The 18,835-nt window shown below is 45.4% G+C and carries 16 protein-coding genes and 1 other RNA gene; 7 read left to right on the top strand and 10 right to left on the bottom strand.

From position 1 onward, the window contains the following. The first annotated feature begins 90 nt into the window (after positions 1 to 90). Positions 91 to 303: a hypothetical protein gene (locus ACZ5XY_RS01765; RefSeq protein WP_464742414.1), complete on the top strand. Its 213-nt coding sequence runs from the start codon at positions 91 to 93 to the stop codon at positions 301 to 303. An 82-nt stretch (positions 304 to 385) separates the two neighbouring features. Here the strand turns inward: ACZ5XY_RS01765 and ACZ5XY_RS01760 are convergent, their stop codons facing one another. Next, the gene (locus ACZ5XY_RS01760; protein WP_464742412.1) at positions 386 to 1,741 is read right to left on the bottom strand and encodes a L,D-transpeptidase family protein; all 1,356 of its coding nucleotides are present in this window, start codon (positions 1,739 to 1,741) and stop codon (positions 386 to 388) included. A gap of 341 nt (positions 1,742 to 2,082) precedes the next feature. Here ACZ5XY_RS01760 and prmB point away from each other — a divergent pair, with 341 nt between their 5' ends. After that, positions 2,083 to 3,252 (top strand): 50S ribosomal protein L3 N(5)-glutamine methyltransferase, encoded by a 1,170-nt coding sequence (prmB, locus tag ACZ5XY_RS01755; RefSeq protein WP_464742410.1) that lies wholly within the window; start codon positions 2,083 to 2,085, stop codon positions 3,250 to 3,252. 80 nt (positions 3,253 to 3,332) lie between these two features. After that, a complete protein-coding gene (aroC, locus tag ACZ5XY_RS01750; protein ID WP_464742408.1) occupies positions 3,333 to 4,436 on the top strand; it encodes a chorismate synthase in 1,104 nt (367 codons plus the stop codon). 39 nt (positions 4,437 to 4,475) lie between these two features. Here the strand turns inward: aroC and creC are convergent, their stop codons facing one another. Beyond that, positions 4,476 to 6,167, bottom strand: coding sequence for a two-component system sensor histidine kinase CreC (creC, locus tag ACZ5XY_RS01745; RefSeq protein ID WP_464742406.1), 1,692 nt, complete (start codon positions 6,165 to 6,167; stop codon positions 4,476 to 4,478). A gap of 16 nt (positions 6,168 to 6,183) precedes the next feature. Then, the gene (locus ACZ5XY_RS01740; protein WP_464742404.1) at positions 6,184 to 6,999 is read right to left on the bottom strand and encodes a response regulator; all 816 of its coding nucleotides are present in this window, start codon (positions 6,997 to 6,999) and stop codon (positions 6,184 to 6,186) included. A gap of 184 nt (positions 7,000 to 7,183) precedes the next feature. On the opposite strand from ACZ5XY_RS01740, the gene ACZ5XY_RS01735 reads away from it, so the two are divergent. Both ACZ5XY_RS01735 and ssrA read left to right on the top strand, forming a co-directional pair. After that, positions 7,184 to 7,870 (top strand): alpha/beta hydrolase, encoded by a 687-nt coding sequence (locus ACZ5XY_RS01735; RefSeq protein WP_464742402.1) that lies wholly within the window; start codon positions 7,184 to 7,186, stop codon positions 7,868 to 7,870. A gap of 93 nt (positions 7,871 to 7,963) precedes the next feature. Further along, positions 7,964 to 8,322: a transfer-messenger RNA gene (gene ssrA, locus ACZ5XY_RS01730) on the top strand. A 130-nt stretch (positions 8,323 to 8,452) separates the two neighbouring features. On the opposite strand, the gene rplI is transcribed toward ssrA, so the two are convergent. The 5 genes from rplI to ppsA all read right to left on the bottom strand — a co-directional run bounded on the left by rplI (position 8,453) and on the right by ppsA (position 13,278). Next, positions 8,453 to 8,953 carry a 50S ribosomal protein L9 gene (gene rplI / locus ACZ5XY_RS01725; protein ID WP_464742400.1) on the bottom strand — a complete coding sequence of 167 codons (501 nt, stop codon included), beginning with the start codon at positions 8,951 to 8,953 and terminating at the stop codon, positions 8,453 to 8,455. 23 nt (positions 8,954 to 8,976) lie between these two features. After that, a complete protein-coding gene (gene rpsR / locus ACZ5XY_RS01720; RefSeq protein ID WP_169391360.1) occupies positions 8,977 to 9,204 on the bottom strand; it encodes a 30S ribosomal protein S18 in 228 nt (75 codons plus the stop codon). Between the two features lie 16 nt (positions 9,205 to 9,220). Then, positions 9,221 to 9,619 carry a 30S ribosomal protein S6 gene (rpsF, locus tag ACZ5XY_RS01715; protein ID WP_169391361.1) on the bottom strand — a complete coding sequence of 133 codons (399 nt, stop codon included), beginning with the start codon at positions 9,617 to 9,619 and terminating at the stop codon, positions 9,221 to 9,223. Positions 9,620 to 9,815: 196 nt separating this feature from the next. Further along, positions 9,816 to 10,772 carry an RDD family protein gene (locus ACZ5XY_RS01710; protein WP_464742397.1) on the bottom strand — a complete coding sequence of 319 codons (957 nt, stop codon included), beginning with the start codon at positions 10,770 to 10,772 and terminating at the stop codon, positions 9,816 to 9,818. A 124-nt stretch (positions 10,773 to 10,896) separates the two neighbouring features. Beyond that, the gene (gene ppsA / locus ACZ5XY_RS01705) at positions 10,897 to 13,278 is read right to left on the bottom strand and encodes a phosphoenolpyruvate synthase (RefSeq protein WP_464742395.1); all 2,382 of its coding nucleotides are present in this window, start codon (positions 13,276 to 13,278) and stop codon (positions 10,897 to 10,899) included. A 466-nt stretch (positions 13,279 to 13,744) separates the two neighbouring features. Between ppsA and ppsR the strand changes: the two genes are divergently transcribed. Next, positions 13,745 to 14,632, top strand: a complete 888-nt coding sequence (gene ppsR, locus ACZ5XY_RS01700) for a posphoenolpyruvate synthetase regulatory kinase/phosphorylase PpsR (RefSeq protein ID WP_464742393.1) — start codon at positions 13,745 to 13,747, stop codon at positions 14,630 to 14,632. Between the two features lie 116 nt (positions 14,633 to 14,748). Continuing rightward, complete coding sequence (sthA, locus tag ACZ5XY_RS01695; protein WP_464743678.1) at positions 14,749 to 16,365, top strand: Si-specific NAD(P)(+) transhydrogenase; 1,617 nt, start codon at positions 14,749 to 14,751, stop codon at positions 16,363 to 16,365. 64 nt (positions 16,366 to 16,429) lie between these two features. On the opposite strand, the gene ACZ5XY_RS01690 is transcribed toward sthA, so the two are convergent. Next, positions 16,430 to 17,566: an ABC transporter permease gene (locus ACZ5XY_RS01690; RefSeq protein WP_464742391.1), complete on the bottom strand. Its 1,137-nt coding sequence runs from the start codon at positions 17,564 to 17,566 to the stop codon at positions 16,430 to 16,432. Further along, entirely contained in the window at positions 17,566 to 18,831 is a 1,266-nt protein-coding gene (locus ACZ5XY_RS01685) for an ABC transporter permease (RefSeq protein ID WP_464742389.1), read from the bottom strand. The genes ACZ5XY_RS01690 and ACZ5XY_RS01685 overlap by 1 nt, the downstream gene beginning before the upstream one ends. Positions 18,832 to 18,835 lie beyond the last annotated feature (4 nt).

Here is an 18,835-nt window from a genome sequence, read left to right as displayed (position 1 = left end):
CTGTCTTACAAGTCTACAACAAAAACTTACTTTTTATAAGGAATTAAGTTATAAATAAGCTATACCCACAACCACTATGAGGATTGCATTATGAACTGGCATTTATTTTCAGTAATCTATTCTATGGCAGCAACTGTATTGATTGGTCTTCTTATTATTGCCGCCCTTATTTCCGGATTTAATCAAATTCCTCATATTTGGATGGCAGTTGGGGCAGGGTTCTTACTTGCTGTTCCTGCCGGTATCTTCTTCACTAAAAAAGTCGGCAGCATTACAGGTAATGAAGAGGGTTATAACGCTTAATAAATGCCAAAATTCCTCATTAAAAAAACAGCGCTCAGTGGCGCTGTTTTTGTTTTAAAAAATTTATCAGACAAGAAAACAGTTATTTCAACTCAACCGTCGCGCCGTTATCGATGTTGGCGTAAACTTCTAAAACGTCCCAGTTGGTCAAGCGAACACAGCCAGCTGACGCTTGACGGCTGATGCCTTCAGGTTTTGGTGAGCCATGAAGTCCGTAAGACGGTTTTGACAATCCCATCCAAACCACCCCAACAGGGCTGTTCGGACCTGGCGGCAGCATATGAACTTGTTTTTGGTCACCTGAGCCAACGGTGGCTTTGTACCACGGCATTTTGACTTTGTTGACGATTTTAAACGTGCCTTGCGGTGATGGCGTGCTGTCACTACCAACGGTGGTCGGATAAGTGGCTACCAGCTTGTCACCATTATAAGCGTAAAGGGTTTTGTCCGCTTTGTTGGCAACGACGCGGGTGATACGCTGATTTAACGGGTCACGGGTATTTAATACCGTGATGGTTTCGCCCGCTTTATACGTTTTATTTTTATTGAGTTTTTCTAAATAGCGAACATCCATATGGAAGCGCTCGCCGAGCATCTCTTTGATATTTTCATAATAAAGCCCTTTCATTTTGGATTTGGCTTCGGCGCTGGCAGGCATTGGCGCAAAGTTGGTGTTAACGTCCTCCTCAGTTAAGGTGTAGCTGACCAACACAGGCTTATTGGCAGGAATGTTTTTAATCAAGGCGTCCCACGTTTTTTGGTCCATATTGCCGGTAGGCGTGAGTCCTTTCATGTTTTGAAAATTCATCAGCGCTTTTTTGCTGTTCATTCCCCAACCGCCATCAATAGGACCTGGGGAGGCATGATTCCAATCAAGAAGCGCTTGCAATTTAATCGTCATTGCCGTATTGCGGTTCATATTTGGCGACCAGACGGCGTTATTCACTTGTTTGGCGTAGTTTGATAGGTTAAGGGTGGTGTGTTTTTTACCGTCAATGCTCTCGATACTTTTGATGGCAGCGGCAGCAGCGCCAGTGTCTGCTTTTTGCTCAGGGCTTACCGCTGCGACCACTTGCCCGTCAGTGATGTCGTCAAAGCCGTCGGATTGGTCATCTTGCAAGGCGACCGCAGTTGCCGCTGCCGCCGTGGGGGCAGCTATGGTGGCTGCGGTTGGTGCTTTTTGTTTGTGTTCAATCAGCTGATTTAAGCGGTCGTTGTTTTTTGCTTTAGCGGTGGTAGGTAGCTGATTGTCTTCAGCTTGAGCAATAGCAACGGCTCGAGCAGTGCTGTTTTCTTTAATTTCAAGACTGGTTTTGACGGCTAAACTTGAAGGTTTGGCGTTGATTTTTTTAGAATCAATGGGGGCAGCAAAACTGGATACGGCGATAGAGCTGCTAATAGCAACGGTAATTGCAGTAATAAGTGGCTTTATTTTCATAAGGTTAATCACCATCGATTAGGATTGATGCCGATATTATGCGCATAATTGCAGGCTATCGCAAACTTTTGATACAGTTTTTTTTACCATTCATCTTTTATAACGCGGTCAGTTGTGATCAAGAAATACTTTAGTAAGGCTTGCGATAAGTGCTTATAAAATAAGCATAATTGCGAAAGATTAAGAAAGATTAGCAAAGTTGAGCTGGCAAAATTTTGCGACTCATTGGCGCATAAGTTTAATTGCGTTTATAATGCTTGGTTAATATAAGGCGCATAGCAGTTATTAGGGTAGAACCTAAATTGCTCAGCCAATTAAGGCTTAATTATATAAGGGTTGATATGACCGATCACCAAACGATGAGCGCTGAAGAGTTTCAGCGGCAATTTGCTTCTGATGATGACTTTAATTTAGAAAGCGAGACGCTGTTTGAGGCGGCAGAAGACAGCTTTCATCCGGCGGCAAACTTAGCGCGTGAGCTTGATGAAGCTCGCCAGCAACTGTTTAGCATTCGTGACTTTATTCGCTTTGCCGTGACGCAGCTGCGCAATTACGATGTGGTGGTCGCTCAAGGGACGACCGATGAGTTTGCTGAAGCCTCAGCCTTAGTGCTGCACTGTTTGTCGCTCGATTGGTCAGCCAATGAGCAGGTGCTTGATTGCCGATTGACCCATTCTGAAAAACAAGCGGTGTTAAGCTTGCTTGAGGCGCGGATAGTTGAGCGCAAGCCGCTTAGCTATTTGATAAATTTGGCTTATTTTTGTGATTTGCCGTTTTATGTGGACGAACGCGTTTTAATTCCAAGATCGCCTATTGCCGAACTGATTCGGCAGCAGTTTTACCCCTATTTTGATGTGACCGATTTAGCCAAGCCGGTGATTCAAAATGGCGATGGCGCTGAAGAGTTTTTTGATCATAATCTTGAAATGAAACAGTTGTCACAGCCTGAGCGGATTTTAGATTTGTGTACCGGATCGGGCTGCATTGCGATTGCTTTGGCGACGCGGTTTGTTGACGCGCTCGTTGATGCCGTTGATATTGATAAAGGCGCGCTTGAGGTGGCGATGGTTAACGTTGACCATCATGATTTGGCGCATCAAGTCAATGTGATTGAGTCCGATTTGTTCGCTAAATTGCCCGCCGATCATCAATATGAGCTGATCGTTACCAATCCGCCTTATGTGGATGCGGCAGTGATGGCAGATTTGCCGCCAGAATTTTTACATGAGCCTGAGCATGCGCTAGCCGCTGGTCAAGATGGCTTGGATTTGGTGCATCGGATTTTATTTGCCGCCCCCGATTACTTAAGTCCTGAAGGGCTTTTGGTTTGTGAAGTGGGCGATAGCGAATGGGCACTTTGCCAAGCCTATCCTGAAATTCAATTTGAATGGTTAAAATTCGCCCATGGTGGTCATGGTATTTTTGCCATCACGTTTGATGAATTGATGGAGTATCGTGAGCTGTTTGCGCGCTATGTTCGACTGCTTGACAGCAACGAGCGACCACTTTAATTGAAACGGCAAGCGATAAGAGGTTGCTTAGCCTTTTATTTGAGCAATTTATAATTGAAAAATAATACAAAAGGATGGTCATGGCAGGAAATACTATTGGTCAGCTGTTTCGGGTAACGACGTGTGGTGAGTCGCATGGCGCAGGGCTTTTGGCAATCGTTGATGGCGTGCCACCCGGGCTTTTGCTTTGTGAGGCGGACTTACAGGTGGATTTGGACAGACGCAAACCGGGGACGTCAAAATACTCGACCCAGCGCCGCGAAGATGACGCCGTTGAAATTATTTCAGGCGTTTTTGAAGGCAAAACCACCGGAACGTCGATTGGACTGTTGATTCGTAACACCAATCAAAAATCTAAAGACTACAGCGAGATTAAAGACACCTTTCGCCCCGGTCACGCCGATTATACCTATAGCATGAAGTTTGGCTTTCGCGATTATCGCGGCGGCGGTCGCTCCTCAGCTCGCGAAACGGCAATGCGCGTGGCAGCAGGGGCAATTGCGAAGAAGTATCTGCTCGACCGCTTAGGCGTTGAGATTCACGGTCACGTCACCCAAATTGGCAATGAAAAAGTTGCTATTAAAGACACCAAAAATATTGATTGGGATTTTGTTAATAGTAATCCGTTTTTTTGTGCCGATGAAAATGCCATTCCGCGATTTGAAGCGCTTATTGACAATCTTCGCCGCGAGGGCACAAGCTGCGGCGCGCGCCTTGAGATTATCGCAAGCCACGTTCCGGTGGGTCTTGGCGAGCCGGTTTTTGACCGCTTAGATGCTGACATTGCCCACGCGATGATGAGTATTAATGCGGTAAAAGGCGTTGAAATTGGCGATGGCATGGCGGTTGCTGAGCAGTTTGGTCACAGCGCTCGTGATGAGCTGACGCCGACTGGCTTTACTGCCAATCATTCAGGCGGTATTTTGGGCGGCATTTCTTCCGGTCAAGACATCAAAGTCAGCATTGCGCTCAAGCCGACCTCAAGCATCACCACCGCTGGCAAAAGCATCAATACCCAAGGTCAAGCGGTTGATATGCTGACCAAAGGTCGCCATGACCCTTGCGTTGGTGTTCGCGCCGCGCCCATTGCTGAGGCGATGCTAGCCATTGTGATTCTTGACCATTATTTGCGCCATCGTGGTCAAAATGCCGATGTTATCCCGCCCATTGAGGCGATTGTTTAACGTTAATTTTTAGCCTTTATCGTTTTAAAATTAACCCTGTTAAAGTGAAGCTTGATTAGGTTTGGCAGATGGCTTAGGCGATTTAGAGGGCTTGATTAAAGGCAGCGTCAAAGTCACCATCACGCCGTCTTGGTTTTGATAATTTGCGTTATCAATAGCGACCGTTCCGCCGTGATGGTTGATAACTTGCTTGACTAAGGTTAGACCAAGCCCCGTGCCTTTTTTTGGCGCGCTATTAGAGCTGCTTTGATGCGATAAGCTAAAATAGCGCTCAAATACTTTATCTAAGGCAAAATCAGGCAAAGCTTTACCATCATTAAAAATGCAAAGACTTACCAAGGGTTTGTTTTGAGGGCTCATATTGCTATTAATATCAATACTGACGATGGATTTAGCAAAATAAATGGCATTATCCATGATATTTTGCAGCGCTTGGGTCAACCAAAATGTATCGGCAAGCACCAATAATGGCGGCAAATTCATTTTCGTATGATTTAAAAAATTTTTGCCATCGATATTAAGCTTAATCGGCGCTAAATGCTGCTGCTGAAGCTTCACGCCATTGTCTTTAATTAAGCTATTAATAAGCGCTAACAAATCCGTTGGCTGCTGATTGAGCTTAAATGTTGGCTGTTCAACTTGCGACAGTAGTAGTAAGCGGTCAATCAATTGCTGCATTTTAATACTTTGCTCGTTGATAGTTTGACTGAGCATCAAGCGGTCTTCATCGTCCAAGCTGCCATCTTCAAGCAGCTCATTGCTGGCGCGAATCGCAGTCAGCGGGCTTTTAAGCTCGTGGGTCAGCGTATGGACATAATCGGTAACATAGCCTTTATTTTCTAAGCGGTGCTTCATCGTTTCAATGGTATCGGTTAAGCTGTTGAGCTCATTTCCCAAATAAAAATGCGGCTTTTGGGTATCCTCAGCAAGCGATTTGGCATATTGCGTGACAAGGGTGATGCTTTGCTTGAGCCACCAAGCCACAAGTCCTGCCAAAAGTAGCGCAATCACACTCATGACAAGCGCACTCATCAGCATTCGATGGCGGGTTTCAGCAAGATAAGGCAAAATACTGGCAACCGATTTGCCAACGCTGACCACACCAATCAGCTTGCCCTCATCAATGATGGGCTGAGCCACATAAACCGCCGTTTTGTTGCGTTCCTGCAAATCGGCAGTGCTTCGCGTACCAAACTGACCTTGTAAGGTTAAATAAACATCATTCCAGCGGCTGTAATCTTGACCTTCAGCGTTAAAAGGGGCGGCAAGCGAGTCGTAAATAACCATGCCTTGAGCGTCTGTCACATAAATTCGGCTGCGTAAAAAATGCGTTGATAAGTAATGATTGCCATTTTTTTTATCGGCAGTTTCCGAACTTGTAAACATGGTATCAAGTTTTGCTTGATAGTCTTTATCATAAAGCTGACCACTGACAAGCGGCGCTTGCAGATTGACTGCCAGCAAGCGGCTAGTATCAAGAAGCGTATCTTCAATAACTTGATGCGCCGTTGGGCGAATATAACCAAACATTTGGGTGAAAATCGCGGTTGCGGCAATCAATAACACCACGGCTAACGCCAACCAAATGCGAAAAAAAATGCTTAAATTTAACCATTTTCGCTTAAGTTTTGCTTCAGTTTTTGGGCTGCCAACCGTGTGCAATTTGGCATACCAATGAGCAGGATTGGCTTTTTGCGACAGCTCAGTTTGCGAAGGTTTTGGTTTAGTCATAAATGTCAATTAACAATTAGGCAGGACAAAGCCCGTAGCCCAAACCGCGATGGGTAAAAATCACATCAATGCTGTCATCAACGCTTGCCAATTGCTTGCGAATGGATTTGATATGACTGTCAATGGTTCGGGCAAGTCGGTGGTCGGGATAGTCGCTGACCGCTGTGAGCAGTTGCTCGCGGCTAAAGACTTGATTAGGCGCTTTTAATAAGGTGAGCAGTAATTTTCGCTCAGTATTGCTTAAATCAAGTTTGACCGATTGCCAAAATAACGAATAGTTAAGCGGCTGATACTGCCAAATTCCAGAATTACAATGAAAAGTGATGCCTTTTGATTGAGCAGTATGGTTTTGATTGTAAGCTAGGGTTTGCGAGGTGCTGTCGGTCAATTCATCTAAAGTTTCGGACGAGTTTTTTGAATATCTGGTCATATCGATAGATTGCCGCTCGCCGCGCCGCCAAATGGCATTGAGCCTTGCCACAAGCTCGCGCGGGCTAAAAGGCTTGGCACAATAATCATCGCCGCCCAAATCAAGACCGGTTATTCTGTCAACTTCATCGCTACGGGCGGTCAAAAACACGATGGGAATATCATTAAGCGCGCCAATATCAGCCGATTGCCGAATGTTTTGACAAAGGCTTAGACCATCACCGTCCGGAAGCCCAACGTCTAAAATGATTGCCGCTAATGCTTGTGCCTCAGTTGATTCTAAATACGGCATCACGCTTGAAGCATGATCCAGCCAAGTCATCTGCCACCCTTCGCGCTTACATGTGATTTTTAAAGAAGTAGCAATAGCTGGATCATCTTCTACCAATAAAATTTGCGTCATAATTTACCGCGTCCTTAAGCTGTCCTCAAAGCCTATGTTAATATCCTAGCACAACAGCAAGATTATGCGCTCATGGCAGCTTACAAAGCTGTGAAAAATTGGTGAATCGCGCCAAAACTATCAAACCAAACTGGTAAAATAGGCAGCTAAAATTTAAAAGCTACCGTTAAACTAAGGTTGAAATATGTCAAGTTCAGATAAAAAATATTTAGACAGCGTTATTGTCACTCATAACCCAAAACAAAAAAGCGTCAATAACGCCGTCATTTGGCTTCATGGTCTTGGTGCAAGCGGTCATGACTTTGAGCCGATCGTTCCTGAACTTGACTTAAGCGGTGAGTTAGCAGTTCGTTTTATTTTCCCGCATGCCCCAAAGCGTCCGGTAACCGTTAATGGCGGCTATATCATGCCGGCGTGGTACGATATTTTGGAGATGAGCGTTGAGCGCAAAGTTGATATTGAACAAATCAAAATATCAACGCAGCAGATTTATGACTTGATTGATCGCGAAATCGAGCAGGGCGTTCGTCCTGAAAATATCGTCATTGCTGGATTTTCACAAGGCGGGGCGGTTGCTTATCACGTCGCCCTTAGCTACCATCAGCGTTTAGCAGGACTTTTGGCATTGTCCACTTATCTTGCAACCAATGACGACATTGTTTATAGCACCGCCAATCAAGACCTACCAATCTTAATTGAACATGGCACTCATGACCCCGTCGTTCCTTGCGTTCTTGGTGAGCAAGCCGCGGCGTTACTAACCCAAAAAGGCTATCCGGTTGAATATAAAACCTATCCAATGGCGCATCAAGTTTGCCTGCCACAAATTAAAGGCATTGGTAACTGGCTCAATCAAGTTCTAAGCAGTTGATAAACAAGATTATTTTTCACGTAACTTCGTGTAATATCAGCAAGTTTTGTCTTGAAAAAAAGGCAGCAGTCTTATATAATGCATTATTCAATTGGGGATGTTCTGGCTTCGACGCTGGTGATGAAACTCAATGATGCATGTCGAGAGTATATGTCCTCTCGTAAATCAAACATATATTGTTATAGTCGCAAACGACGAAACTTACGCTCTAGCAGCCTAAGGGCTGCTTACTCAGTTGCCGATTACCTATAGTTGGTAAACTCAGTTGAAGCGCACGCATATAGGTTCGCCACAAGCGGTTGTCTTAACCGTTTGGGTTCAAACTTAAAGACTCGTCCAAACCATCCTGACTGTCGGATCGGTGCGGATTAAAGCTAAAGACAGAAGCTAAACATGTAGAGTCATGGGCGTAATGCCGGCGGACGCGGGTTCAACTCCCGCCATCTCCACCAAATTCAAAGAGTCAGTAACTTAGGTTGCTGACTTTTTTTATGTTCGCAATGAGTTGATTAAAGTAAAAGGTAAATAGTATCAATAAAAAAACCAGCATAACGCTGGCTTTTTTATTAACTGCTTAAAAGCTTACGCTTCTGAGTCTTCTTCTTCGCTATCGTCAGCGGCAAAGTTGTCATCACCATCTTCAGACAAGATCGTAACCAAAATGGTCGCGGTCACGTCGTGATGAAGTTGGATGTCAACATTGTATTCACCCACTTGACGAAGTGAGCCTTCTGGCAATTTCACTTCAGAGCGGTCAACTTCAAGACCTGAGTTGGTCAAGGCTTCAGCGATATCACGAGTGCCGATAGAGCCGAACAATTTGCCTTCGTCGCCTGATTTGGCGCGCATGATGACATTAACGTCAGTCAAGGCGTCAGCGCGAGATTGAGCAGCGCTTAACTCTTCGGCTTCAGCAGCTTCAAGTTCAGCACGGCGAGCTTCAAACTTTTCAATGTTTGCGGCAGTTGCAGGAAGGGCTTTGCCTTGAGGAATAAGAAAGTTACGACCGTAGCCTGGTTTTACATCGACAGTTTCACCGAGCTTACCAAGGTTGACGATACGCTGTAACAAAATAACTTGCATGAGTCACTCCAGATAATCGGTAATTACTGATGGTTGTCAGTGTACGGTAATAGCGCAAGGTAGCGAGCTTGTTTGATGGCGGTCGCTAGTTGACGCTGATATTTGGTTGACGTTCCGGTGATGCGGCTAGGAACGATTTTGCCATTGTCACTGATGTACTGTTTGAGCAATTCGACATCTTTATAATCGATGTGCTTGATGCCTTCAGCAGTGAAACGGCAGAATTTGCGACGGCGATAAAAACGTGCCATGAGTATTCTCCTTTAATTAGTCTTCACTGTTGTCGTTGTCGTCATTGTCTTGACGGTTGTCTGAACGACGGTTAGCTTTACGAGCACGCTTTTCATCAGCGTTTTTGGCTAACTGTGACTCTTCGGTGATGGCTTCGTCACGGCGGATAACTAGGCTACGAATGATCGCGTCATTATAACGGAACAGCTCTTCAAGCTCAGCTAAGGTTTCGCCATCAGTTTCGATGTTGAATAACACGTAGTGGGCTTTATGAATTTTGTTGATTGGGTAGGCAAGTTGGCGGCGACCCCAATCTTCTAGGCGGTGGATAACGCCATTGTTGTCTTGAACCAATTTAATGTAGCGCTCAACCATTCCTACCACTTGATCGCTTTGGTCTGGGTGTACTAATAACACCACTTCGTAATGTCGCATAAGGACTCCTTACGGATTAATCAGCCATCAACCCTATGTCGATGGCAAGGAGATTTATAAGCTAATTGCTTAGATTATAAAGCGCCGTATTATAGCACTGACAATTGGTTAACTCAATCAAAATCGGCACGAATTAAAAAGCAGCCTGATCATTTGGCTGCTTTATAAAAATTTGGCATGTTAAGCCGTTTAAAAACTATTTTTTAAGCTGGCTATTATCAGCGCGAACGACCCAAGTTTTTGCCAATCGGTCATGCCAACCCATATTTTCAGGACTTTTGGACGCCAAAATATAATTAATGGCAATCACAATAATCCCAAACACATTTAAATAAGAAAACAGCAAGTTATAAATAATCAGCAGCAACACCGTGCGAACGCCAACCAAGCGGATAAACGAAGGCAGTTTGTGCGTATCTTTATCAACAACGCGAATGCCGGTGATGAGCTTACCAATGGATTGACCGCGCAGCAAAATAAATAACAGCTGAAGCGCCAATAAACCAAAAACTAAAACTTGCGATACCATCAGCGTTGAGCTTGGGATGCTCTCCATGAGCGTCATTGAGTATTGATAAGCGGCGTCCATATTTTGGATATTTTGAAATTTAGTAAGATCAATATCCATTTTGCCAAGTGCTAAAATCAGCGGCAAAATCGCCATAAGGTATAACACGCCATTGATCAAGGTCGCGGTAACGCGAAGCATGACCGGCGCTAAAACCACATCACCAATTTTTTTTTGGTGACCAGAGGCAGGATTGGCTTTAGATAACGTTACGCGTGAGTTTGCTTGATGCTCACGGTTGGTGGTCATGTCAAACTTGGCATCTGCCGATTTTGGGCGCTCAGGTTTGCCATAAAGCCTGTCAACCGATATTTTATCAGCAGTATTTTGAGGATCGTTGTCTTCTGGAAAAACGGTCACATTGGTGATGATCGAGTCGTTTTCAGTCTCAGCAGGAGCCGTGACAGGCAAAGGTCGATAAACCAATTGATTATTGGTGACATCGCTCAAGCGCTGCCAATTGTTCATGCCGTCGTGCCAAATCAAATCATCAAGAACCACTTCGCCGGACGCGAGCATGATATTGAGCTGATCCACCGTATAGGGACCGGCTTGAACATTATTTCGAGCAAGATAAATTTGCATAGTTGCCTACATCGTTGGTCATGTTAGGTCAATATATTAGGGCAGAATTGATAAATCACAAACTTTATTTGTTATTATCAATTCTGCCCTAGGGTGTTGCTTAAAGCAAATGGTCTACGAGCAATTAAGCTTTTTCATCTGCCAAGAAGAACCATGTATCAAGAACAGAATCTGGGTTTAATGACACTGAGCTGATGCCTTGCTCCATGAGCCAGTACGCCAAATCTGGGTGATCAGATGGTCCTTGACCACAAATGCCGATGTATTTGCCTTGATTGCGGCAAGCTTCAATCGCCATGGACAATAGCTTTTTAACCGCAGGGTCGCGCTCATCAAAGAGGTGCGACACGATGCCAGAGTCACGGTCAAGACCAAGGGTTAGCTGAGTCAAGTCGTTTGAGCCGATTGAGAAGCCATCAAAGTATTGTAAAAACTCATCAGCAAGTAAGGCGTTGGTTGGCAACTCGCACATCATGATAACGCGAAGCCCGTTTTCACCACGTTTGAGACCGTTTTTCTCAAGAAGCTCAATGACTTGACGCGCTTCATCAGTGGTTCGGACAAACGGAATCATGATTTCAACGTTGGTCAATCCCATCACATCACGGACGCGTTTAAGCGCTTTACATTCAAGCTCAAAGCAGTCGCGGAAGTTTTCAGAAACGTAACGGCTTGCCCCGCGGAAGCCAAGCATTGGGTTTTCTTCTGACGGCTCGTAAAGCTTACCACCGATAAGGTTGGCGTATTCGTTGGATTTAAAATCAGACATACGAACGATGACCGGTTGATCTTTAAAGGCAACGGCAAGCGTTGAGATACCTTCAACCAATTTGTCCACGTAAAAATCAACTGGTGAGGCGTAACCAGCAATGCGCTCGCTAATGGCTTGAGCCACTTCACGCGGCAAGGTGTTCATGTTCAAAAGCGCTTTTGGATGAACGCCAATCATACGGTTGATGATGAACTCTAAACGGGCAAGACCAACACCTTCATTTGGCATTTGCGCAAAGGAAAACGCGCGGTCAGGGTTGCCCACGTTCATCATGACTTTAAAAGCAAGCTCAGGCATGGTTTCAATCGAGTTGGTTTGAACTTCAAACTCAAGCTGACCTTCATAAATAAAGCCGGTGTCACCTTCGGCGCAAGAGACGGTTACGTCTTGACCATCGCTTAGGATTTCGGTGGCGTTACCACAGCCAACGATAGCAGGGACGCCAAGCTCACGAGCGATGATTGCCGCGTGACAGGTGCGACCGCCACGGTTGGTGATAATCGCTGAAGCAAGCTTCATTACCGGTTCCCAATCAGGGTCGGTCATGTCGGATACCAAAATATCACCGGCTTGGACTTTGTCCATTTCGCTTAAATCATCAACAATGCGAACTTTGCCCGCGCCAATACGCTGACCGATTGAACGACCTTCACAAAGCACTTTGGCATCTTTAGTATTGATGACGTAGCGCTCCATGATGTTGCTGTCTTGACGGCTCTTGACCGTTTCAGGGCGCGCTTGAACGATAAAGATTTCGCCAGTATCGCCATCTTTTGCCCACTCGATGTCCATCGCTTGACCGTAGTGTTTCTCGATGGTCATGGCTTGTTTGGCAAGGTTGGTTAGCTCATCTGTGGTTAATGAAAATTGCATGCGGTCTTGTTTTTCAACGTCAACAACTTTGACCGATTTGCCGGCGCTGGCTTCTTCGCCATAAATCATTTTTTTGTGTTTGCTGCCAAGGTTGCGGCGGATAATGGCTGGGCGACCTTGTTGTAATAATGGCTTTGATAAGTAAAACTCGTCAGGGTTCACCGCGCCCTGAACGACCATTTCGCCCAAGCCATAGCTTGAAGTGATAAAGACCACTTGGTCAAAGCCGCTTTCAGTATCGATAGTGAACATGACGCCTGCTGCGCCGGTTTCTGAGCGAACCATGCGCTGAACGCCGGCGGATAAGGCAACGCCTTCATGCTCAAAGCCTTTGTGAACGCGGTAAGAAATTGCGCGGTCATTATAAAGGGAGGCAAACACTTCTTTAATAGCAATCAAAACATTATCAATGCCGCGAATGTTCAGGTAAGTTTCTTGCTGACCGGCAAATGACGCGTCTGGTAAGTCTTCAGCGGTTGCAGAGGAGCGAACCGCAACGGCGATATCTTTACCGCCACTCATTTTATCAAAGGCGCGGCGAACGTCTTCTTCTAAGTCTTTTGGCAATTCTTGGTCGATAATCCAACCACGGATTTTTTTACCAGTTGCCGCAAGCTTGTTCACGTCATTGACGTCAAGCGCTTTTAATTCGCTGTTGATTTTGTCAAGAAGTCCGGTTTCGGTTAAAAAACGGTTAAACGCGTTGGCAGTCGTGGCAAATCCACCTGGAACGCTCACGCCCAAATCCGATAAATGGCTAATCATCTCGCCAAGCGAAGAGTTTTTGCCACCAACGATGTCGACATCGTTTTTGCCAAGCTTATCAAGGGTAATTACAAGGTCTGAGGCGCGAGCTGTCATGATAACTCCGGTAAATAAGGTTATTTAGGAAAGATTATAACGCTAAATGATATCGCTATATTACACATTTTTTGAGGTTTTGGCAGCATAATTTTGTCAAAATTATGCTTTTTCTCAATATTTTAGCGCAACTAGATGATTAAGGAGTTTCCAAATTCATTATTACTATTATTTACTGAGTTTTATTCAATTTAATTTTTTAGGAACATCTTCTAAAACTAGCAAAATTGCGATTTATTATATTGGACAAGATAACTCGACGCTTACTTTTAAAAAATCAATAAATTAAAACCGCTTAGAATGATCAGGTGTTACGCAACATTGGGTCGTAAAAATAAGCTGATGGGCGTATAATGCAAATCACGCTTGCTTTGGTGGGCTGATTTATTCATCAAGCTTATTACCGTGCTAAGGCTTAATAAAAGGCTTGGCAGTTAAATTCCCGTTTTTGGGCAAGGTTTCGTTTATGTATTCATCTAATCAAGGCAGTCCAACCATTCAAAATCGCCATGCCTTAAGCCTCGATAACTCACAAGCGCTCAGAAGTGCGTTTTTTATTTCAGATGGCACGGCAATCACGGCGGAAACGTTAGGACGCTCGATTTTAAGTCAGTTTGCCTCTGTTCCGTTTGAAACGCGGGTGTTACCTTATGTCGATACCCTTGAGCGTGCCGAAGACGCTGTTGAGCAAATCAACTTGGCTTATCAGCGCGATGGGCTATTACCGCTGGTGTTTGATACCATTGTTAACGCCGATATTCGCGAAAAGATTAACTCGGCGCAAAGTTGCAATTTGGACATGTATGAAGGGCTGATTGGGCGAATTGCTGAGGAAATTGGCGTTGAGCCGGATTGTCATTCAGGTCATGCTCATGATAATGTGGACTCAGAAACTTATAAAGAGCGTATTGATGCGGTTCATTTTGCCTTAGATAATGACGATGGCGCACGCACAAAGCATTATGATGCGGCAGATATTATTTTAATTGGCGTATCGCGTTCTGGAAAAACGCCAACGTCGCTGTATTTGGCGCTGCAATTTGGCATCCGCGCGGCCAATTATCCGTTGACCGAAGATGATTTATACGACAATCAATTGCCAAAAGCACTTCGCGAGCATAAAGACAAGCTGTTTGGCTTAGTGATTGATACCGACCGTTTGGTAAAAATCCGTCAAGAGCGCCGCGCCGGCAGTCGCTACTCAAGCTATCAGCAATGCCAACAAGAGCAGCGCGCCATTCAAGGGATTTATATCTCACAAGGTATTCCAAATCTCGACGTATCGGAGATGTCCGTTGAAGAAATCGCCACGCGAATTTTGCAAATGACGGGACTAAAACGCCGGATTGGGTAGTCAATTATTGCTACAAAACCAATTACCATTTATTAATTATTAATAGAAATGACGAGGACATGATGGCTAGCAAACGTAAAGATGGCGACCACGCCGGAAGCGACACCACCAACGACATGAACACCGACCCAAATACCGAAGTTTCTAACAAAGACCACGGTATTGATCCCGAAACTGCGCCTGAAACGACCAAAGAGCAAACCAAAGCGGAAAATATTAAGCAAACCCAAGCTCAGGCAGGAAGCAGCGGCGCGCTGTATCACCCAAGCCTCATCAGTCCGCTTGATGGCATTCGCATTGATGTAAAATCAAGCTACACCAAAGACTCTCAGCGTATTAAAGCGGACAATCACGGCTTTGAATATGATGCGGTCATCTTGGGGGCGGGCCCTGCAGGGGAAGCGGCGGCAATGAAGCTTGCCAAGGCGGGCAAAAAAGTGGCAGTCATTGACCCACGCGAGCAGGTTGGCGGTAACTGTACCCACGTTGGCACGATTCCCAGTAAAGCGCTTCGGCAATCGGTGTTTAACTTGATTAACTTTCGCCGCGACCAGATGTTCACCCAAGCGATGGACTACCATCAAGTGCCGCTAAACATCGTTTTGGCTAAAGCTCGTGAAGTGATTCGCCGTCAGGTCAACACCCACACTAGGTTTTATGAGCGCAACCAAATTGAAGTTATCCACGGCTGGGCAAGCTTTGTGGATAAGCACACGCTAAGCATTGAGATTGACGAAAATACCTTTGAAACCATCACCTTTAATAAGGCGATTATCACCGTTGGTAGCCGACCGTACCGCCCCGAGATTTTAGACTTTAATCATCCGCGCGTCTTTGACTCGGATAAAATCTTGCAAATGGATTACGTCGTTCAAAAAATCATCATTTATGGCGCGGGCGTGATTGGTTGTGAGTACGCGTCTATCTTTACCGGTCTTGGCTATAAAGTTGATTTGATTAACAATAAAGACCAACTGCTCAGCTACTTGGACAGCGAAATTAGCGACGCCATTGCCCATGACTTCCGTCAATTTGGGGTGGTTATCCGCAATAATGAAGAAATCGACCATTTAGAAACGACCGATGATTATGTCATTTTGCACCTAAAAAGCGGCAAAAAAATCAAATCAGACGCTATTTTGTGGTCAAATGGTCGCTCAGGAAACACCGACGGCTTAAATTTAGAAGCGATTGGTTTGACTGCTAATAGCCGTGGTCAATTAAAAGTCGATGACAACTACCGCACCGAAATTGAAAACATTTACGCGGCGGGCGATGTGATAGGGTGGCCATCGCTTGCGTCAGCCGCTTATGACCAAGGTCGCTGCGCTGCTGCCTTTATGGTTGGCGACCACGATGCCGAGCCCGTGTCAAGCGTGCCAACGGGAATTTATACCATCCCTGAGATTTCTTGTATCGGCAAAACTGAGCAAGAATTGACCGATGAAAAAGTGCCTTATGAAGTGGGTCAAGCGTTTTTTAAACACTTAGCGCGAGCGCAAATCATCGGCGAGCGCTCAGGGGTATTAAAAATCTTATTCCACCGCGAGACGCTTGAGATTTTGGGGATCCACTGCTACGGCAACCACGCTTCCGAGATTATTCATATCGGTCAAGCGGTGATGAAATGCAACAATACGATTGAATATTTTGTCAATACCACTTTTAACTATCCCACGATGGCAGAAGCGTACCGCGTTGCCGCGCTAAATGGCTTAAACCGTATTTTTTAGTCCAATTTTTTTGGGCAGTTAAACCGATGAATAAAAAGCGTCTAAAGTTAGGCGCTTTTTTTTATTAAAAATTTTTCTCAGGCTTATCTTTCACCAAAAACAACAGTAATAATAGCCAATAAAGTAGCCAAAGCGCTGCCAAACTATAAAAGCCGTTTGCCACTTGCATCACGCTTGCGCCCATTTGGTTCAATTGAACCGAGGTGTTTATCGCAGGGGTGGTTGGGACAAGCCAGCGGATTGCCTGCAAAAAGGTCGGCAACTGATTGACCGGCCAAGGATAACCACTGATAAAAAACAGCGGCAATGAGCTGAAAATCAAAATCTGCAAACTGCGCTCGCGTTTTTTAAACCAAAGCCCAAGAACGCAGCCAAGCGTTGCCACCGTCGGACAAAATAGCAGCAAAAACAATAAGCTTCCGGCTAGGTTTGCCCCATGCGGATAATGGTGCAAGCTAAATGCCCAGCCATAATAAAAGCAGCCAATCACAAAGCTAATCGCGCTTAATGCCGCAATGCGACCAAGCCAACCGCGAATTGTCGAATTGTGCCGGCGCTCCTCAAACCACGTTCCAATGAGCATTGCTGCGCCCATCAGCAAGGTTTGCTGCAAAATTAAAATAGCCACGGCAGGAACGACATAAGCACCGTAGCCTTCGGTTTTGTTATAAAGGGGAATGATATTTAGCGGAATGGCTTGGGTATGCTTAGCAGCAGTTTTTAAATACGCGCCTTTGGCAACGCTTTTTTTGACTTCAATGCCAGCTGAAACCGTTCCGACTGCCTTTAAAAAGCCAAATTGAACGTTTTTATTTAAAATAAAATAGCTGCCGTTGCCAACGACGCTGACGCTTGCCGCTTTTTGTGCCATGACGTTTTGCTCAAGACCGCTTGGGATGACCATAAATCCGGCAATATCATCGCGAAAAATGGCGGCTTGAGCTTCGCTTTCGCTGGCAAAGCGTTTGACATCAAGTTGCGGACTGGCGCTGGCATAGCGGATAAGGGTTGCTGATAAGTTGCTGTTATCATAGTCGATGATGCCGACTGGAACGTGATTGACGACCTCGGATGAGTACGGCCACGGGTAAAAAAAACCGTAAATAATGGGCGCAATGACCAGCATCAGCAGAACGCCTTTATCGCGACCAATGTCTTTAAGCGTTGAAATCGCGCTTTGCCAAAAGCCTTGAGTTGTCATTAGCGCGCCCCCCAACGAGCAGGATTGACCAATGCTCGGCGCGTCAGCAACGTGGTCAAAAGCAGTGCGATAATCGCCGCAAGACTAAGCCCAAAAAATATCGGCAATGATAGCAGGGCGGGCGCTGCCATTTGCAGTTGCGCAATATGCAGCTTTAAGTAATGGGTCAACGGCAGCACATTCGACCAATGCTGAGCGCTTTTATTAATGGCAATATAAGGAAAAGTCACGCCGGCAAAGGCATACGAGGGCGCAGAAATAAAGCCGGTCGCTGAAAGCCCCGTTCGCAATGAAAACGCTGCTAAGGTAAATATCGCCCCAAGCCAAAACGACAACCAAAGTAAAACGGTTTGAGCGCCAAAGGTCAGCAAAATGGACGACGACGCCAAATGATGCTGATAGCTGGCAAGCCAAGTGGCAAGCGCTGCCCAGATTGCAAAGGCAAGCATTTGCCAAGCGTATTTTCCTAACAGCCCTGATATTAAGGTAAAAAATGAAACTTTTTTTGTAGCTTGGGTTACTCTTTTTTCTAGATTTATAGGGTAAGAATAGGGCGGATTTTGCCGATTGCCAGCAATAAACTGCGCCCAATGACCAAGCGTTTTGTCTCGAAGCTCGCGACCAATCGTTGTTGCGCCAATCACCATCGCTAAAATGTGTAAGAGCGCCGGAATGACCGTTGATGCCAAAAATTGCTGATAATTGGTCGCCTCATTAAATAAGCTGACTCGGCTTACCTTAATGGGCGAGTAGTCAATGGCTGCTTGCGAGGGCGACACGCCTTGTTTAATAAGCTGCTGAATTTCAACGCCTGCGGAAACCGTTCCGACCACCGATTGGACGCTTTTTTGAATGATTCCTGAATGTGTTCCGTATTGCGCATTGACTTGTAAGGTGATGGGCGCAGGCGTTTTGGATAAAAGATTGGCAGTAAAATTATTAGGGATAATAACAACGGCATAAATTTCACGCGTAAGCAGCGCGTTTTTGGCGTCCTCTTGGCTATGATAAAGCTTTTCAACGCGAATGTCGGGGCTGGCGTCCAAATAGCGAACCACGGTACCAGCAACCGCGCCGTGGTCGTCGTCAATCACCCCAACGGGCAAATCAGTAATTTGCGACTGCGAAAATATCCACCAAATCAGCCCAATGGTCATGAGCGGAATCCAAACAACCATCGCCAAATCCCACGGATTTTTGCGTAAAAAACGACCTTCAAAAGCAGCGCTTTTGCTAAATGCTGAACCGGTTGCTGATTTTGTCATATCA

Source organism: Psychrobacter sp. GTC18467 (assembly GCF_055397455.1).
The sequence above is the reverse complement of the archived record's forward strand: the minus strand, read 5'-3'. Positions and strand labels throughout refer to the sequence as shown.

Excerpts from the sequence above, each read along its gene's own strand:
- ACZ5XY_RS01710 (WP_464742397.1), bottom strand. The coding sequence starts at position 10,772 with ATGCAAATTTATCTTGCTCGAAATAATGTTCAAGCCGGTCCCTATACG.
- ACZ5XY_RS01735 (WP_464742402.1), top strand. The coding sequence starts at position 7,184 with ATGTCAAGTTCAGATAAAAAATATTTAGACAGCGTTATTGTCACTCAT.
- creC (WP_464742406.1), bottom strand. The coding sequence starts at position 6,167 with ATGACTAAACCAAAACCTTCGCAAACTGAGCTGTCGCAAAAAGCCAAT.
- aroC (WP_464742408.1), top strand. The coding sequence starts at position 3,333 with ATGGCAGGAAATACTATTGGTCAGCTGTTTCGGGTAACGACGTGTGGT.
- rpsF (WP_169391361.1), bottom strand. The coding sequence starts at position 9,619 with ATGCGACATTACGAAGTGGTGTTATTAGTACACCCAGACCAAAGCGAT.
- ppsA (WP_464742395.1), bottom strand. The coding sequence starts at position 13,278 with ATGACAGCTCGCGCCTCAGACCTTGTAATTACCCTTGATAAGCTTGGC.
- prmB (WP_464742410.1), top strand. The coding sequence starts at position 2,083 with ATGACCGATCACCAAACGATGAGCGCTGAAGAGTTTCAGCGGCAATTT.
- rpsR (WP_169391360.1), bottom strand. The coding sequence starts at position 9,204 with ATGGCACGTTTTTATCGCCGTCGCAAATTCTGCCGTTTCACTGCTGAA.
- ACZ5XY_RS01690 (WP_464742391.1), bottom strand. The coding sequence starts at position 17,566 with ATGACAACTCAAGGCTTTTGGCAAAGCGCGATTTCAACGCTTAAAGAC.
- ACZ5XY_RS01765 (WP_464742414.1), top strand. The coding sequence starts at position 91 with ATGAACTGGCATTTATTTTCAGTAATCTATTCTATGGCAGCAACTGTA.
- ACZ5XY_RS01740 (WP_464742404.1), bottom strand. The coding sequence starts at position 6,999 with ATGACGCAAATTTTATTGGTAGAAGATGATCCAGCTATTGCTACTTCT.
- ppsR (WP_464742393.1), top strand. The coding sequence starts at position 13,745 with ATGTATTCATCTAATCAAGGCAGTCCAACCATTCAAAATCGCCATGCC.
- sthA (WP_464743678.1), top strand. The coding sequence starts at position 14,749 with ATGAACACCGACCCAAATACCGAAGTTTCTAACAAAGACCACGGTATT.
- rplI (WP_464742400.1), bottom strand. The coding sequence starts at position 8,953 with ATGCAAGTTATTTTGTTACAGCGTATCGTCAACCTTGGTAAGCTCGGT.
- ACZ5XY_RS01685 (WP_464742389.1), bottom strand. The coding sequence starts at position 18,831 with ATGACAAAATCAGCAACCGGTTCAGCATTTAGCAAAAGCGCTGCTTTT.
- ACZ5XY_RS01760 (WP_464742412.1), bottom strand. The coding sequence starts at position 1,741 with ATGAAAATAAAGCCACTTATTACTGCAATTACCGTTGCTATTAGCAGC.